Annotated in this window: 11 protein-coding genes; 10 read left to right on the top strand and 1 reads right to left on the bottom strand. The window is 54.0% G+C overall.

The window, feature by feature from the left end; all coding sequences use genetic code 11:
* The first annotated feature begins 28 nt into the window (after positions 1-28).
* From H6G53_RS11930 to H6G53_RS11950, 5 genes are all read left to right on the top strand, one after another.
* Positions 29-1,354, top strand: a complete 1,326-nt coding sequence (locus H6G53_RS11930) for an adenylosuccinate synthase (protein ID WP_190355548.1) — start codon at positions 29-31, stop codon at positions 1,352-1,354.
* A 251-nt stretch (positions 1,355-1,605) separates the two neighbouring features.
* Entirely contained in the window at positions 1,606-1,905 is a 300-nt protein-coding gene (gene rplY / locus H6G53_RS11935; protein WP_099531898.1) for a 50S ribosomal protein L25, read from the top strand.
* Positions 1,906-2,205: 300 nt separating this feature from the next.
* A complete protein-coding gene (locus tag H6G53_RS11940) occupies positions 2,206-3,750 on the top strand; it encodes a bifunctional aminoglycoside phosphotransferase/ATP-binding protein (RefSeq protein WP_190533180.1) in 1,545 nt (514 codons plus the stop codon).
* Positions 3,751-3,928: 178 nt separating this feature from the next.
* Complete coding sequence (locus H6G53_RS11945) at positions 3,929-4,237, top strand: hypothetical protein (protein WP_099531896.1); 309 nt, start codon at positions 3,929-3,931, stop codon at positions 4,235-4,237.
* A 171-nt stretch (positions 4,238-4,408) separates the two neighbouring features.
* A complete protein-coding gene (locus tag H6G53_RS11950) occupies positions 4,409-6,628 on the top strand; it encodes a CHASE2 domain-containing protein (protein ID WP_190533183.1) in 2,220 nt (739 codons plus the stop codon).
* 192 nt (positions 6,629-6,820) lie between these two features.
* Here the strand turns inward: H6G53_RS11950 and eno are convergent, their stop codons facing one another.
* On the bottom strand, positions 6,821-8,110 hold the full coding sequence (gene eno / locus H6G53_RS11955; protein ID WP_099531894.1) for a phosphopyruvate hydratase: 1,290 nt from the start codon (positions 8,108-8,110) through the stop codon (positions 6,821-6,823).
* Between the two features lie 715 nt (positions 8,111-8,825).
* On the opposite strand from eno, the gene H6G53_RS11960 reads away from it, so the two are divergent.
* The 5 genes from H6G53_RS11960 to H6G53_RS18750 all read left to right on the top strand — a co-directional run bounded on the left by H6G53_RS11960 (position 8,826) and on the right by H6G53_RS18750 (position 15,378).
* Entirely contained in the window at positions 8,826-10,541 is a 1,716-nt protein-coding gene (locus H6G53_RS11960; RefSeq protein WP_099531892.1) for an AarF/ABC1/UbiB kinase family protein, read from the top strand.
* Between the two features lie 2 nt (positions 10,542-10,543).
* Positions 10,544-11,107, top strand: coding sequence for a crossover junction endodeoxyribonuclease RuvC (ruvC, locus tag H6G53_RS11965; RefSeq protein ID WP_190533187.1), 564 nt, complete (start codon positions 10,544-10,546; stop codon positions 11,105-11,107).
* 87 nt (positions 11,108-11,194) lie between these two features.
* On the top strand, positions 11,195-11,785 hold the full coding sequence (tadA, locus tag H6G53_RS11970; RefSeq protein ID WP_190533190.1) for a tRNA adenosine(34) deaminase TadA: 591 nt from the start codon (positions 11,195-11,197) through the stop codon (positions 11,783-11,785).
* Positions 11,786-12,666: 881 nt separating this feature from the next.
* Positions 12,667-13,197, top strand: coding sequence for a Rab family GTPase (locus tag H6G53_RS11975; protein ID WP_190533193.1), 531 nt, complete (start codon positions 12,667-12,669; stop codon positions 13,195-13,197).
* Positions 13,198-13,302: 105 nt separating this feature from the next.
* Entirely contained in the window at positions 13,303-15,378 is a 2,076-nt protein-coding gene (locus H6G53_RS18750; RefSeq protein ID WP_242030889.1) for an adenylate/guanylate cyclase domain-containing protein, read from the top strand.
* Positions 15,379-15,439: the final 61 nt, after the last annotated feature.

Below are 15,439 nucleotides of genomic sequence, written 5' to 3' on the forward strand. Positions count from 1 at the left end.
TTGTGTAAACTCAAACACCGCTAAACCGTTGGCTAACGTCGTTGTAATTGGGGCCCAGTGGGGCGACGAGGGCAAAGGCAAAATTACAGATCTCCTCAGTCGGTCGGCCGACGTGGTAGTTCGCTACCAAGGGGGGGTCAATGCCGGACACACGGTCGTTGTTCAAGACCAAGTGTTCAAGCTGCACCTCATTCCGTCTGGCATTTTGTATCCCGAAACCGAGTGCATCATTGGCTCGGGCACGGTCATTGATCCGCAAGTGCTGATTGAAGAACTCGATCAGCTCGTAGCGTTGGGCATTTCAACGGACAACCTGTTGATTGCGGAAACGGCCCACGTGACCATGCCCTATCACCGGCTGATCGATCGCGCGGCGGAGGAAAAACGCGGTAACTACAAGATTGGGACGACGGGGCGCGGCATTGGCCCGACCTACGCCGACAAATCCGAGCGTACCGGCATCCGGGTCATGGATTTGATCGATCGCGAGGCGCTGCCAGACTTGCTGCGTTGGACGATCGCCCAAAAGAACGTCATTCTCGAAAAGCTCTACGACCTGCCGCCGCTGGACGCGGAAGCGGTGATTGAAGAGTATTTGGCCTATGGCGATCGACTGCGGCCCCATGTGATCGACGCATCGCTCAAAATTGCCGACGCGGTGAAGCAAAAACGGAACGTTCTGTTTGAAGGGGCCCAGGGAACCCTGTTGGACCTGGATCACGGGACTTATCCCTATGTCACCTCTTCCAATCCGGTGGCTGGGGGAGCCTGCATTGGGGCAGGCGTGGGCCCTACAATCATCGATCGGGTGATTGGCGTGGCCAAGGCTTACACCACCCGCGTTGGCGAAGGCCCCTTCCCCACGGAAGCCCTGGACGAAACCGGAGAACATTTGGGCGAACGGGGGGCCGAGTTTGGCACCACCACGGGCCGCAAGCGCCGTTGCGGTTGGTTTGATGCGGTCATTGGCCGCTATGCCGCCCGGATCAACGGACTGGATTGCTTGGCCATCACCAAGTTGGACGTGTTGGATGAGCTGGCGGAAATCAAAGTTTGCGTGGCCTACGAAATTGACGGCCAACGCTGCGAAAATTTCCCCGCCGGGTCGCACCAATTCGCCAAGTGCCAGCCGATTTACGAAACCCTGCCCGGTTGGCAAACTTCCACCAGCGGTTGCCGCAACCTGGAAGATTTGCCCAAGCAGGCGCTGGACTACCTGAAGTTTTTGGCGGAGTTGATGGACGTGCCGATCGCGATTGTTTCCTTGGGAGCCAGCCGCGACCAAACGATCATCATCGAAGACCCCATTCACGGCCCCAAACGCGCCTTGCTGTACGAAAACGGCCAGAGTTAGCCCTAAGAACCAGTGGCCACAATCATCCCCATCAGGGTTAGTCGCAATCCGTTAACCCTGGGGGGCATCTGGCTACGGGCCCTTGCCTGAAAATGCCCTGATTGTTCAGGCTCCCTTTCAACGGCTCAAGCCTGGGGAATGGGGTTGAATTTCTGTTAATATTCTTTGGCTTTCTACGCCGACGATAGCTCGATCGCCCGCCGATTCTTGCTTGACTAAGTGCGATCGATCCCACAATAGGAGAACCATCCATGAGCCTTACTTTTGAAGCCCAAGTCCGTCCCGAAGGCAGCAAGCCCGGTGCTCTGCGTCGCGAAGGCTTGATTCCGGCGAACCTCTACGGTCACGACGGCGCAAACTCGGTGTTGCTGACGATCAACGCCCGGGATTTGGGTTATATGCTGCGATCGGTTAAGGTGGGCGAAACTCCGGTTGAACTCACGATCGCTGATTTGAACTGGAAGGGTTCCGTGGTGCTGCAAGAAGTGCAAAAGCACCCCTGGAAGTCAACCATGGTCTATCATGTCAGCTTCCTGGCCGCGAAGGGCTAAATCGCCTAGCAATCTAACTGGATGCTTGATGAAGCGAGAGTAGGGCAATTGAGTTTCGATTGCCCTACTTTGTGTTTTGAACATATTTGGAGTGCATTTGGAACGTATCTGGAACGTATTTGGAACCCATCTTGAATTGGGAGTCCTGGGCGTTCAATTTGGCTGATTGAGGATTTGTTGAAAGCTTGTTAAGAGCTTGTTGAGCGCTTGTATTGAAAATTTGTTGCATTGCATTCGCTGCACTGAACCTGTTGAATGCAAGCAGCGAGATTGAGCCAGTCCCCCTCAGGAGTTTTGTGCATGGATTCGACGCTGCCGCCCTTGGTGCAACAGATGCTTCAGCCGGAGTTCTATCCCCATCCGGTGCAGGAGCCGATCGCCCTGATCCAAACCCACGTTTCCTTTGTGTTTATTACGGGAGACTGGGTTTATAAACTCAAAAAGCCGGTGAACTTTGGCTTTTTGGACTATTCCACCCTGGAGCGGCGTAAGGAGTTTTGCGCTCAAGAAATTGCGCTCAACCAACGTAGTGCAGCGGAACTCTATGTGGGCGTAGTTCCCATTATTCAAACGGGCGATCGCTACCAATTGGCGGAAGTGGGCGAAGCTGAAGCCAGCAATGGGGCGGTGGAATATGCCGTCAAAATGCATCAATTTCCTCAGGAAAATTTGATGAGCGCTCGGTTCGATCGCGGCGAAATCACCGAAGCGGACATCATTGAGTTGGCCCGGGTGGTGGCGGAATTTCACCGCACCGCTCCCACCAGCGATTACATCAATACCTTTGGGGAAATCCCGCAAATTAAAGTTTCCTTTGATGAGAACTTTCAACAAACCACGGGTTACATTGGCGGGCCCCAAACCCAAGCACAATTTGACCTGACCCAAAGTTGGACGGAAGCTTTTTTTGCGGAAAATGGGGAGCTATTCCAAAGTCGTGTGACCGGCGGGTTCATTCGCAATGGCCATGGCGATTTGCACTTGGGCAATATCTGTTGGCTGAACGATCGCCCGCTGTTGTTCGACTGCATTGAGTTCAACGAACCTTTCCGGTTTGTGGACACAATTTACGACGTGGCTTTTTTGGCCATGGACTTGGAAGCTCGGGGCCGCATTGATTTAGCCAATGCCTTTGTCAATGAATATGCGGAGCGATCGGGCGATTGGGCTGGTTTGGCCCTGCTGCCGCTGTATCTGAGCCGCCAATCCTACGTGCGGGCCAAGGTCACCTCCTTTTTGCTGAATGACCCGGCGATTCCGGAGGCCGATCGAGCCGCCGCCCACGATCGAGCTACCGCCTACTATCGCCAAGCGGCCAGCTATGCCCAACCCCGATCGGGTCAGGTAATTTTGATGTGTGGCCTGTCGGGATCGGGCAAATCAACCGTGGCTCGGCAATTGGCTCGCCAAACCAACGGGATTCAGATTCGATCGGATGCGGTGCGCAAACACTTGGGCGCTGTGCCCCTCGACCAAAAGGGGCCGCAATCCCTTTACAGTGCCGAAATGACCGCCAAAACCTACGATCACCTGCTGCAATTGGGGCTGGATCTGGCCAGTCGGGGCGAAACGGTGATTCTCGATGCCAAATACGATCGCCGAGCCTTGCGCCAAACGGTGATTGCCGCCACCCAAGAACGGGAATTGGATTTGGAAATTGTCCATTGCCAAGCCCCGATCGAGGTGCTGCGCGATCGACTCAATCAGCGAACCGGTGACATTGCCGATGCCACGGCTGATCTGTTGGCGGCTCAAGTGGCGGCCTTCGAGGCCTTCAGCAATGAGGAACGCCTTTGGGTGCGCGAGGTAGACACAGCCCGGGGGGGCGATTTAAAGTTGCAGTAGCTGATTTTCCCGGTGGCGGCTGTTGGCCCTGCGCAAGTTGCCTGCGGTTATTGGTGCTGAGTAATTTGGCGCTGAGTAATCTGGCGCTGAGTAATCTGGTTCCCAATTCGCACTCAGTGCTTGGCAAACTTGGCAAATTTGGGCAACGGCCGCCCCGATCGCGACAATCCCCAGACCCGTGAGCTATCTGTATCAAGGCTTAGTTTGGTTCTTGCTGTTTTGGCTTGCCCTGGTGGGGGTGGGCTACAGCACACTGTCAGCTTTGGTGCTGGCGATTTTTGGTGGCGCTGCTGGATCAATTATTTCCGTGTGGTGGCAGCAGCCGGCCGCCGATCCGGTGGTGACGCGGCGAACGTTCGATCGGGTGGAGCGTGCGCCGCGTCCCTATCCTTACGAAACCCTGGAATCTTCGCGCCTCAAGCGCCAGGGCCGTCGCCGTCGCCAAATTGGCTGGCTAGATCAGTGGTTGCGGGTGCGGCCTCGCTAGGGTCGAATCACGGCTGATCGGTATTACCCTAGCGGCAGGAAATTTTTTTCAGGGTAAGTGCCTTGTTTTCAGGGTAAGTGCATTGTCTTAACCCAAGTGCTCTGACTGAGAGCTGACCGTTGTTACGGAGTTCAACAGTCGGCAGCACCCACCGAAGAGGAAACAAGCACCGTGTGGCAATGGGGTCAATGGCGCGATCAACGCCTGCCCTGGCAAACGCGCCAGGTCGCTGATGTTTTGTTGGTGGCGGCGGTGGCCGGTGGCTTGCTGTTGGCTCGCTCTTGGGGCTGGCTCCAGCAGGCGGAATTGGTGGCCTATGACTGGCTGATTCGGGCCCGATCGACCCCGCCCCTGCGCGATCGGGTGGTGATTGTGGGGGTGGATGAACCGGATATTCAATTTTTGAAGGTTTGGCCCGCCCGCGATCGAGACTTGGCCAAACTGTTGGAAACACTCGTGGCGGCTCGTCCCGTGGCGATCGGGCTGGATATTTACCGAGATTTGCCCCTACCCCCTGGTCAGGAACGCCTAGAGGAAATTTTTCAGAACAGTCCTGTCCCGATCGTCGGTATTCGGCTGATGCCCGACTCGGAAAAAAAAGGAATCCTGCCCGCAGCGTCCCTGGCTCGCTATCAGCAAATTGGGTTTAACAACATCATCATCGATCCCGATCGGCTGGTGCGCCGCCACATCCTCTATTGGTGGCATACGGATCCAAAAACGCGCCAACGCCAAATGCATCAGAGCTTTGCCTTTGTGTTGGCCCAACTGTATTTGCAACAGCGCCAAGTGACCCTGACCAAAACCGAAGATCCCAAACAACTGCAACTGGGGCGGCTGCGGTTGTCCCCGATCGACCCCAACAGTGGCGGCTACCAGGGCATTGATGCCGGTGGTTACCAAATCCTGGCCGATTGGCGGGGCCCCTCCAGAACCGTGCCGGTGGTTTGGTGGCGGGACGTGGTGCAGGGGAAGGTGTCGCCCGCGCAACTCAGTGGGCGAATTGTGGTCATTGGGGCCATGACCGAAAGCCTGAAGGACTATGCCTACACGCCCTACAGCAACCAAGGACGGGATTCGGCCCAACCCATCTTTGGGGTGGAATTGCAGGCCCAGGCGATCGAGCAACTGTTGGAATCCGCGATCGAGGGGCGGCCGCCCATTCGCACTTGGCCCGACTGGGTGGAACAGGTTTGGATTTTGCTGTGGACCGCGGCCGGGGCGATCGCCGTGAAGCGATCTCGCTCCATGGGCCAGGCGGCTTTTCACCTGGCCTTGGCCCTGTTGGGCATTGGCAGTTTCACCAGCCTGAGCCTGGGGTGGGGGTGGTGGATTCCAATCGTGCCGGTGGCCATGGGCACGCTGGCCAGCGCCGGGGGGCTGTGGCTGCTGGCCTTTCAGCGGCAACAGGAACAGACCCGATCGACCCTCTTTTTTCAGCAAGTTTTGGCCGCCATTCCCGAGCCACTGTTTGTGAAAGACCAAAATCGGCGCTGGATTGCCGTGAATCCTGCCTTTTGCAACTTCACGGGGCTAACCACCACCGATCTGTTGGGTAAAAGAGCAGAGGATGTGTTTTCTGCTGAGTTGGCCGCTGCCCTCACGGCGGAAGATCAACGGGCGATCGACCAGTTGGGGCCCGCCGAAACCCAATTTGCCTGGCCCGATCCCTTTGGTCGAGAACGAATGGTGAGCACCAAGCGCACCCTCCACCGCGATCGAGCCGGGAATCAATTCCTGGTGGGGGTGATGCGCGATATTACCGAGCAGTGCCGAGCCGAAGCGGAATTACGCCGCACCGCCGCCGAACTGCGGGACTATACCCAGCAACTGGAGCTAGCCCACGATGTGTTGCAATACCAAGCTCGCCACGATGGCCTCACGGGATTGGTGAACCGTAAATATTTCTATGAGCGCTTGGATGTGGCGCTGCAACAAGCCCGCCAGGATCGGTTCATGAGCGCGGTTTTATATCTGGACTTAGATGGGTTTAAGGCCGTGAACGATACCTTGGGCCATCGGGCCGGCGATCTGTTGTTGATTGAATGTGCCCAACGCCTGACCCAAAACCTGCGAGGCAGCGACACGATCGCCCGATTTGGCGGTGATGAATTTGTGGCGTTGTTGCCGGCCATTCCTCAAGGGGACGTGGCGGCCAGGGTGGCCGAAAAACTCCTGGCCGCCGTCAGCAAGCCCTATCGCGTTGAGGGCTGTGATTGCCAAATTACGGTCAGCATTGGTGTGGCCCTGTTTCCCGATGATGCGGAAACGGCCGATCAACTCATTGAATATGCCGATTCCGCCATGTTTGCGGCCAAGGGGATGGGAAAAAATGCGTTTTGTCTCTATGGCGAGCTGCCAGCCGAGCCTGATCGGGTTTTGAGAGGGTAGTAGCGCGACATCCTTAAAATATTGGGTCAAAGTTGCGGAGCCAGTCGTGGTAACAAGGGGCTTAAGCCCCTTGCTGCTTAACGATCAAGTGACGGTAACAGCCATGTCATTTAACCCAGTGAATTAAGGCAGCCATGCTAGTAGGCACAGCCTGAACCGATCGGCCAGGCTGCACCAGCTTTCAGGAGAGGCCTAGCTCGAGAACTTCGGGCCCAAGCCGATCGCTCCGGCATAAACCGCCCGATCGCCCAGTTGATCCTCAATTCGCAGCAGGCGGTTATATTTCGCTACCCGTTCGCTCCGACAGAGAGAACCGGTTTTGATTTGACCGGCGCGCGTGGCCACGGCCAAATCGGCGATCGTCGTGTCTTCCGTTTCGCCGGAACGGTGGCTAATCACCGAGCGCAGGCCGCTGCGGGTGGCCAGGTCGATCGCCTCCAGGGTTTCCGTCAGCGTCCCGATTTGGTTCAGCTTAATCAAAATGGCATTGGCCGCCTTCAGCTCAATCCCCTTTTGCAAGCGCGTTGGATTGGTCACAAACAGATCGTCGCCCACCAGTTGGGTGCGGCTGCCCAGGCTGGCATTCATCGCCGCCCAGTTGTCCCAATCGTCTTCGCTCAGGCCGTCCTCGATCGACACGATCGGGTACTGGCTCGCCAACTTGTCCAAATAGGCGATCGTTTCCGCCGGGCTGTGGGTTGCCCCATCAAAGGCATAATTCCCACCCTTGTACAACTCCGTCGAAGCCACATCCAGCGCCAGCGCCACTTGCTCGCCCGGTTTGTAGCCGGCCTTCTCGATCGCCGCAATCAGCAAATCGAGCGCCTCTTGGTTGGAACCCAAGTTCGGTGCAAAGCCGCCCTCATCGCCCACACCCGTCAGCAGGTTTTTATCCTTCAGCACCTTGCTCAGGGCTGCAAACACTTCCGCCCCCCAGCGCAGGGCCTCCGCAAAGCTGCTGGCCCCGTGGGGCACAATCATGAATTCTTGGATGTCCACATTGTTGTCCGCGTGGGCCCCGCCGTTAATCACGTTCATGAGGGGCACGGGCAACACGTTCGACAAGGGGCCGCCCAGGTAGCGATAGAGGGGCAACCCGGCGGTGGCGGCGGCGGCCTTCGCCGTGGCCAGCGACACGGCCAAAATGGCATTCGCACCGATTTTGGACTTGTTGGGCGTGCCATCCAGCTCAATCATGGCCAGGTCAATGCTGGCCTGATCAAGCGCATCCATGCCGTAGAGTTCCGGCGAAATTTGCTCTTCAATATTTTCAACGGCTTTCAGCACGCCCTTGCCACCATAGCGGCCGGGGTCGTCATCCCGCAGTTCGTGTGCTTCAAAAGTACCGGTGGATGCGCCGCTGGGAACCTGAGCCAGGCCGGTTACCCCCGATTCGAGGGTGACTTCGGCTTCGACGGTGGGACGACCCCGCGAATCCAAAATTTCTCGCGCGTGAATTTCGACGATCCCCGTGTCGGTCATTTCCATGCGTTTTCTCCAAATCCAAAAGCGAACTCGATGCGGGCCGTTGGGATGGGCATTGTGCCCCGCGATCGGGTGGCCAAGTGCGATCGCCCCATCCAGCGGTCAATTGCCAGAATCAGAATAAGTCTTCATGGGTCGTTTGCGCGGGTTTTGCGCGTGAGATCCCGTGAACCTGCTGTGATGCTTCTAGGCGGCTCTGGTGCTTTGATGGCAGCGAGCTTTGGGGTTTGGACTGGGACAGATCAAGGCTGGAGCACTTGAATCCCAAACTTAAACCTCAAAAGTCGGAACTCTCAAAACCTCAGCTCCGAGGTCTGAACACTGAAGCTGGCCATTGTTGACCTTGGGTGATCTGTTCCGCTGCATCAACCATTACGGCTTGGACAGCCAATTGGGGTCTGAAATGGGCCTTGGTGGCACTTCCGTCAGTTAATTGAGTTAATTGAGCGGTATCGGACTGATTCTGGCTCTGTCGTAACCGTAAGATCGGCTGATCGCCCCAAAACTTTAGGGATCGATCGGGACTGATGCCCCGATCATCCTGATCGCCCCGATCGATCCAATTCCTCCAGCCGTGACCTGTGTTAGTGCATGAACTGAGATTAGGGCTTGGATTAGGGCTTGCTGAGATTAATTGGCTGGAATTAGTTGGCTGAGACTGGCTTCGCCAAAATCCCCTACACTGAGACTGCTACTTTGCTCGATCGCTCGAATGCTGGTTAAAGCCAAGCCCCAGCCCCTAGCCCCCCGTTGGCAAAAACCCCGATATTCCAGTTGGGAACGGCAGAAGGACGTGACGATCGCAATCGGGCGATTTGTCTCGGCCCTGTGGTGGGATCGTGTTCGCAAACAAAACAGCAGTGAGCAACGCAGTCGCCGGGCCCAGTGGCTAGCCCAAACCCTGGTGAACTTGGGACCCGCGTTTATCAAAGTGGGACAGGCCCTGTCCACTCGCCCCGATCTGTTGCCGGGGGAATATATCACCGCCCTCAGCCGATTGCAGGATGCCGTGCCGCCCTTCAGCACGGATCTGGCGATCGCCACGATCGAAGCGGAGCTGGGCCAATCTGTTCAAGAACTCTTTCTGGAATTTGAACCGGAGCCGATCGCGGCGGCCAGTTTGGGGCAAGTTCACCGGGCCGTGCTGCCTGGGGGCGATCGGGTCGTGGTCAAAGTTCAGCGCCCGGGTCTAGAGCCGCTGTTTGATCTGGATTTCAAAGTTCTACGGCGTTTAATTCACTGGAGCGAGCTGCTCTTTCCCTGGACTCAGCAATACGATTTGGAGTCCATTTATCAAGAATTTTTTCGGATTCTTTATCAAGAAATTGACTACGTTCACGAGGCCCACAACGCCGATCACTTTCGCCAAAACTTTCAGGAATTTCAAAACGTCCGAGTTCCCAAAATCCATTGGCCCTACACCACTTCCCGTGTGTTGGTGATGGAATATCTGCCGGGAATTAAGGTGGATGACTGCGAGGCGCTGGTGTCCTGTGGCATTGACACCAAAAAGCTGAATCAGTTGGGCGTTTGTTGCTACTTAAAACAGCTTTTGCAAGATGGTTTCTTTCAGGCAGATCCTCACCCGGGAAACCTGGCAGTGACCCAAGATGGATCGCTGATTTTCTATGACTTTGGCATGTTTGTGGAAGTGAAATCCCTGGCCAAAGAACAGATGCTGCAAACCCTGTTTGCGGTTCTGAAAAAAGATAGTGAATCAGTGTTGGAATCCCTAATTTCCATGGGATTAATTGAGCCGGTTTCGGATATGCGACCGGTGCGGAAACTGCTGCAATTTACCCTGGAACGGTTTGCGGAGCGGCCGGTGGATGTGAATGCATTCACGGAAATGCGCCGGGAAATTGCCACTTTGTTTGAGCAGCAACCGTTCCGACTGCCGGCCCAAATGACTTACATTTTGAAGTCGATTACAACGCTGGATGGCATTGCGCGGCGACTGGATCCGGAATATAACCTGATTGCGCTGGCCAAACCCTTTGTGAAGCAGTTTGCGGGCATTGATCCCAATCGATCGCTCGCGGAAGGGCCAGGAGCCAACAAAACCCAAAAATGGCTGGGCTTGGCTAAGTTGGCTCTGGATACGGTGCAAGCGCAACTGAGCAAGCCGAATCCAACGGTGCTGGCAATTCAGCGGCTGGAGCAACGAATTGAACGGGGTGAGCTGGAGCTGCGGGTGCGATCGACGGAAACCGATCGGGCCCTGAAACGCCTGAACCTGTCGATCGAATGTTTGATGTACACCTGCTTGGCGGGCTGTTTGTTAATTAGCGGGGCGGTTTTGGTGACGGGGCCCTTGGCCCACTGGGCGGCCTTTGTGTTTGCGGGGTCGGGAGTGGCGGTGGTGTTGCTGGTGCGGGCGTTGGTGCGGCTGTCGGTGCGCAAGCGGCTCGATCGATTCATGGAGTAGCTATGGCCGATCGGGAACGGATTCTGGGCCTTGATCCGGGGCTAGCCATTTTAGGATTTGGGGCAATTAGTGTTCCCGCCGTTGGGGATCCGGTTTTTGGGAGTGATGGTTCGTTGGGTTGGCGATCGAGCGACCCGGTGGCGATCGACCCGGTGGCGATCGAATTGATCGACTTTGGCATCATTGCCACCCCTGCCGGCCAGCCCATTGGCGATCGGTTGGTGACCCTTCACGACGATTTGCACGCGGTCATTGACCAAATTGAGCCGGATCGGGTGGCGATCGAAAAACTCTTTTTTTATCGGATGGGCAACACGATCGCCGTAGCCCAAGCCCGTGGGGTGGTGTTGCTGGTTTTGGCTCAACGGCAACTTCCTTGGGTAGAATTCACACCGGCTCAAATTAAGCAAGCCCTCACCGGCTACGGCAACGCCAAGAAGCCCGAAGTGCAAGCCGCCGTGGCCCGGGAACTGAATTTGACCACCTTGCCCAAGCCGGACGATGCGGCCGATGCGTTGGCCGTGGCGATCGCCGCTTGGGGGGCGGAGGCTGCCAATCGCGGCTAGGGGCCAAGCGGCTCACAGGTAGCGTTAATTGGCTAGAAACCAGTTGGTAGCAGGTTGTTGGAGTTGCAAAGTTGCGGGGCGAGAGCGATGTTGCGAATCAGTCAGGAGCTGGAAACACCACAACTGATCACCTCGGGAAACGCTGCTCGCAAAAGCTGCCACATCGATCGCACGCTCCTGGAGCCGGAACACCCCCAACATCAACATTGGATGGGTCACGCCTTGCAATTGGCCGCCGCCGCCGGGGCCGCCGGGGATGTGCCCGTGGGGGCGATCGTGGTGGATGGACAAGGCCAGGCGATCGCGCAGGCGGAAAACCGCAAGCAACGGGATGGCGATCCCACGGGGCATGCGGAAATTTTGGCGCTCCAACGGGCCGGGCGATCGCGCCAAAATTGGCATCTAAACGATTGCGTTCTTTACGTCACCCTGGAGCCTTGCCCCATGTGTGCGGGGGCAATTATTAACGCTAGACTTGGGTTGCTTGTTTTTGGGGCGATCGATCCCAAAGCGGGAGCCATTTGTTCTGTGCTTAATTTGCCCACCAGTGCCGCTTCCAATCACCGATTGCCGGTTATTGGCGGTGTCTTGGGCCAAGACTGTCAGCAACAATTACAAGCCTGGTTTCAACAGAAGCGTCCTGATCGATTCTGTACCCAGCCTTCGGAAAGCACCTGAATAGTATCTTGGAGTACTTGCCAAACGCCAGTTGTTGTGAAATTAAAAACTGCAGCCTCTTATTTTTACTGCTAGATTCGTTGATTTATAAACTTTTGATATGTCAATTTTGATTTTTCAAATATTCCTATTAGCACTATTGTCTCATTCGTTTTAAAAATCTCCAAATTCATCATTTAATGAATAATTCAATCAATTAATTATCAATTTAGTAATTAATTTCTCGGATCAATCTTGTAAATGAATGTTTAGGATTGATGTTTAAATCCAGAACTAGAAATTACATCTAAACCGATTATCGCGTTACATGGCAAATGCCATCGAGCAGTTAGTTGGTGTGCAATGATCACCCTCCTGGTTATTGGATCTGAAACTCATTCAAATCAAAATTCAAGAGATCTAATTTTCACTCATTCAGGCTATATCTTCCTTCACTAATTAACTCTGAGAAATCTGAAGGGCTGATCGAGAACGAACAAAATTGAAAGAGATAGAAAGCTGCTCTTGGATGATCGTAACTACTTGTGAAGAGATTAAGTGCTTTTAAGAAAACCTTATTCTGAAAATAATAAAATTATTGTTCACTGCTGAAATGGCGAAAGTTTGATGATGGCTGCCGCAAATCCCCCAACCTGTGATCAACGATGCAGAGATAATCGACGCATCGTTGATCGATCGCCAGCCATCTCCCCAACCTCTGAGGCATCGGAACTTCAACCGTTTGCAGGCCCCCACCCGATCGTCAACAGTGCCAGACAAAACCTGAGCGCCGACCCCGACAAGCCAAAAACTATAGGCTAAAAACTAAAAGATGCCTGGAATCCTTCCTGGAATCCTTCAAGGTATAATTTGACTTCGCTGAGACTTGTGTTGGGGGCAAAATGGCAACTATTTCTAAGAAAATTTGTCTGGTTGGCGATTTTAGTGTTGGCAAAACCAGTCTAATTCGTAGGTTTGTTGATCGTCAATTTAGTGATCAATATTTGTCAACCGTTGGCGTTAAGATCTCCAAAAAACTAATTGATGCTACTAGCCTTAAGCTGCCAGAAGGCGACAAGTTTCAATTAATGGTCTGGGATATTGAAGGATGCACAGATTACAAGCCGATCGATGTGTCCTATCTCCGTGGTGCGAGTGGAATCATTATTGTTTCTGACAGTAGCCGCATGGAAACGGTAGAAAACCTCGATCGTCACCTACAAATGTTTCAGCAAGTTAATCCTAAGGGATCCGTCGTGATTGCCTTTAATAAGGCAGATCTCATTGAACCAACAATGCTGACTAAGGTTATGGGGTTGCATAGCTTTGCCCATGAGTCTCAGGTGGTGGCGACCTATGCCACTTCCGCCAAAACGGGCGATAATGTTGACAAGATGTTCCTAGAGCTATCGCAATCGATGCTCAACGGGTAACCGAAGGAGAGCTATAGTCTTCAAGGTCTTCATGGATGCAATAGTTGGCATCCACAGTGGGTAATTTAAAGTCAACTTTGCTGTTGCTGCGGCCTCTTGAGCAGAATGAAATTATCCTTGCCTCAGCATATCCAATTGATTGTTGTGAACGAAGCCTTCCAGGTGGTTTCGGTTCAGGGCAATGTGGCTCCTTTGATCGACTCAGGATTGCTGGAGATGTTGGTGGAGTCTGCGGAGGCGGGAGCGATCGCCCCGATCGAGGCCCCAACGGATGGGGCTGTGGATCACTCCACAGGCCAGTTGGCACCCACTGCCCCGGGTCTCAGTCCTGAGCAACTGGCTGCGCAATTGCTGGGGCTGGAGATTTATGAACTGTTCCCAGAACTCTTTGGGATTGATGAAATTTTGGTGGAGGTGGCAGCGGGCGATCGCCCAGAATTCAACATCAAGGGCATTGGCCGTGTCACCGCCCATGGCTCCCCAATCTATTTTGATATTCATATTACGGCCCACCCCAGCCCCACTCCTGAACACTATTTAATTTTTTTCCTAGAAGATGTAACCGATCGCATGAGCTTGGAACAAGTGTTGGTTCAAGCGACTAATGAAAAACATCTGTTGATTCGGAATTTAGAGGAAACCAAGCAACAGATTGATCAAATTATTTCAGCCATGAGTGAAATGCTGCTTTTGGTTTCAGAAGCAGGTTTAATTCGGATGGTGAACCCGGCCACTCGTCATCTGTTGGGTTACGAAGCTGAGGAGTTAATTGGTCAGCCCATGTCGGCAATTTTGGCGCGCCGAGATGCCCCATCGGCTCCAGAGCCAGGACACCTGTTGGCGGCGGAGGAAGGGGAAGCAGTTTGCCAAACTAAGACCGGCGCAATTTTGGTGATTGCCTTTTCCCGATCGCGCCTCACCAACACCCTAACGGGACAGTTGGGGCGTGCAGAAACGGTTCAAGATTTTCTGTATGTGGGGCGCGATGTTACGGAAGAAAAACGCCGCCAACGATATCAATCGGTTCAACATTTAATTACGCGAATTATTTCTGAGTCGAATATTGCCACCCAAGCTCTGTCGGCAGTGGTTCGAGCTTTGTGCCAAGAATTTGATTGGCAATTGGGAGAATTTTGGTTAATCGATCGCACAGACGTTGGCAGCGGAAATCCATCTGCCCACTGCATTGATCACTGGCTTTCTCCCGTACTAGAAATTAGCCACGATTGGAAGCCAGTGCGTTGCCTGCGCTTGAATGAAGATCACAGTTTCCTCTCGCAGGTTTGGCAAGAAACGAAGGCTAAATGGCAACAAGATCTTCCGGATCAAGCGGTTCCGGCGGGAACTTTGGAAATTCAGAATCTAAACTTCAAAACGGGGTTTGGATTTCCGATTAAAACCGGCGATCAAGTGTTGGGAATTTTGCTGTTTTTCAAGCAAGCCTCTCAACTCGTGAGTCCTGATCTGTTGAATTTAGGCGAAAGTTTGGGCAGCCAGTTGGGGCAATATGTGGAACGTCGCAAGGCCGAAGAAGCCCTGTTACTAGAGCAAGAAAAATCTGAGCGCTTGCTGTTAAATATTCTGCCGGAAACGATCGCCCATTGTCTGAAGCGCAATGCCAGAACGATCGCAGAACAGTTTGCCGCCGTCACCGTCTTGTTTGCGGATATTGTCGGTTTTACGGAAATCGCTTCAAATTTGAGTGCGATCGAGCTGGTGGAATTATTGAATGAAATTTTCTCGGAATTTGATCAGCTCACAGAAATCCATGGCCTAGAGAAAATTAAAACGATTGGCGATTCCTATATGGTGGTGGCGGGTTTGCCCACCCCGCGCGCCGACCACGCCCAGGCGATCGCGAATATGGCCCTAGACATGCAGTTAGTCATGGGTCGGTTTAACGACAGGCAAAAACGTGATTTTCAAATTCGCATCGGGATTCATAGTGGCTCCGTGGTGGCAGGCGTGATTGGCCTGAAGAAATTTATTTATGACCTTTGGGGGGATACGGTCAACACCGCCTCGCGGATGGAATCGCATGGCATTCCAGGGAGAATTCAAACCTCAGCCGCCACCTATGCCCTGCTCAAAAATTCTTACCAATTTGAGCATCGTGGCTTAGTTCACATCAAAGGGAAAGGCGATATGGATACCTATTTTCTGTTGGGTCATATGCCCTAAATCATGATTCGGGATAGTGATTGGTTATGTTGATCAAGTCGATCGGCAACTTGATCAACAT

Source organism: Limnothrix sp. FACHB-406 (assembly GCF_014698235.1).
GTDB lineage: Bacteria > Cyanobacteriota > Cyanobacteriia > CACIAM-69d > CACIAM-69d > CACIAM-69d.